This is a genomic window from Nonomuraea sp. NPDC001684 (assembly GCF_053596515.1).
Map to the genome: position 1 here is coordinate 1 of NZ_JBSFGJ010000823.1, position 1,855 is coordinate 1,855.

2 protein-coding genes and 1 pseudogene are annotated in these 1,855 nt (G+C 72.9%); all 3 read right to left on the reverse strand.

From position 1 onward, the window contains the following. Positions 1 to 445, reverse strand: a 445-nt coding sequence (locus tag ACWCSD_RS52190; protein WP_449927292.1) for a copper chaperone PCu(A)C, incomplete at its 3' end; no start/stop codon positions are given. Positions 446 to 651: 206 nt separating this feature from the next. Next, positions 652 to 1,203, reverse strand: coding sequence for an MFS transporter (locus ACWCSD_RS52195; protein WP_449927295.1), 552 nt, complete (start codon positions 1,201 to 1,203; stop codon positions 652 to 654). Positions 1,204 to 1,392: 189 nt separating this feature from the next. After that, positions 1,393 to 1,855: pseudogene (locus ACWCSD_RS52200) on the reverse strand (hypothetical protein); the annotation flags it as partial.

Here is a 1,855-nt window from a genome sequence, read left to right on the forward strand (position 1 = left end):
TGCCGATCGCGGTGAACTGGAGGGTGGAACCGTCGGCGAGAGTCAGGGTGAAGGGCACCTCGGCTCCGGGCTCCACCTTCCCGGTGACCCCCATCAGCATGATGTGATCGCCGCCGGGCGCCAGCTGGTGAGAACCGCGAGCAGGTACCACGAACCCGCCCTTCTTGGGGCGCATCACCATCTTGCCCCCGGAGTCCACCACTTCGTGCAGCTCGACCGTCGGAGACAGCGGCGAGGCGCCGGAGACGACCGTCAGCTCCGCGTCGGTGTTGTTGACCAGGGTGCCGAAGGCGGCCGTCATCCCCTTGCCGCCGGTCTTGATCCAGGGGTCGGTGATGGTCAGCGCGGGCGAAGGGGTGGCGGCGGCGGTGGCGACCGCCGGTGACGCCGACGCGGTCGACGCGGTCGTGCTCTGGCCGCCGCAGCCGGACACGAGCACGGCCACGGCCAGCGCCGCAGCGGGAAGAAGCGGAGAACGCGAACGGAGAGAGTGCATGGTGGGCCTTTCCAGGCAGGCCTCGGCGCGCGGTGGCGTTTCCACCGCGCCGGAGGCGGATCAGGCAGGGGCGCTCGACGCGGCCGCGACGTCGGCGGCCACGCGAACCCGGACGGAGCCGGGCATGACGACGTACTCCAGCCTCGCCATGAGGGTCAGCCGGAGAAAGCGATCACCTGCGTGAACGGCGGACCGCGCGTGGGCGCGGCGTGTGCCAGCACCGCCGAGCGCAGCCGGCCCGGCTCGGGCGCCGTCACCACGACGACCGGCTCGTGCGGCGGACGTGGGTAGAGCGCCAGGAGGACCCGGCACAGCCGCGCGGCCAGGCGGTGCAGCAGCCCCCACAGAGCGGCCTCGCCGCGGGCCAGCCACAGGGCGATCAGCCCGGTGGCGCCGGCGTGCGTGACGAGCATGCCGACGCCGGGCACCAGTCCCGAATGGCCGTGGACGAGCGCGGCGTAGGCGTCCGCGGCATGGCTGAGGGAGAACAGCACATGCAGCACCACCTGCATGCCGGCCAGCAACGGCAGGATCACCGCCAGCGTGCGCTCACGCGCCGAGGCCACGACCCCGCCCCCGAACGCCAGCAGCAGCCCACCGGCCACCACCGGCCCCGTGACCGATCCCCCGCCGAACAGGTGCGCCAGCACGCCCAGCGCCACGCAGACCACGGCGAACACCGCGGCACGGGCGAGACGGAACGGCAAGGAGGCGGTCATAACGGGCCCATCATCCCATCGCACCCCCTCGCCCTGGCATCCGCCATCGTGCCTCACCTCCGGCACGCCGCCTGCTCACGCACCCGACACCGCCTTCGCCCGTCGGAGCGATCGCCGGTCGGCCGCCCAGGTGGCGCGCCCCGGCCTGCGGGAGCGGCACCGACGGCGGGCACGGGCTCAGCGGGCGAGCGGGAGCTTGCCGTCAAATGGCACTTCTCTGCGGTGTACGGCGATCGCCACCCCCAAGGCGACGACGGCATATCCACAGGTCACGGTCAAACCCGCCCATGGTGGGAGCGGGTAGTAGCCCCCCAGCAGTGACGGGTCCACGTCCACATGCGCGAACGCCGGGATGCTCTGCGTGATCGCGAACCCGGCGGCAGGGGTGATCATCAGCAGCCATGGCGACAGCCCCGCGGTCGCCAGCAGGTACGGCACGACGACCAGCACGATCGCCAGCCCGACGGCGACGACGGCCCGCCTGACCAGCGCGGCCAGGCCCAGAGCCAGCACGGCGGCGGCCGCGGTCAGCGCCGCGTGGCCGACGATCATCCGCAGTCCGGTGCCCAGGGTGATCGGCTGGATCGGGTTCTCATGGGCGCGCAGCATCGCCAGCCCGGCAGGGATCACGACCCCCGAG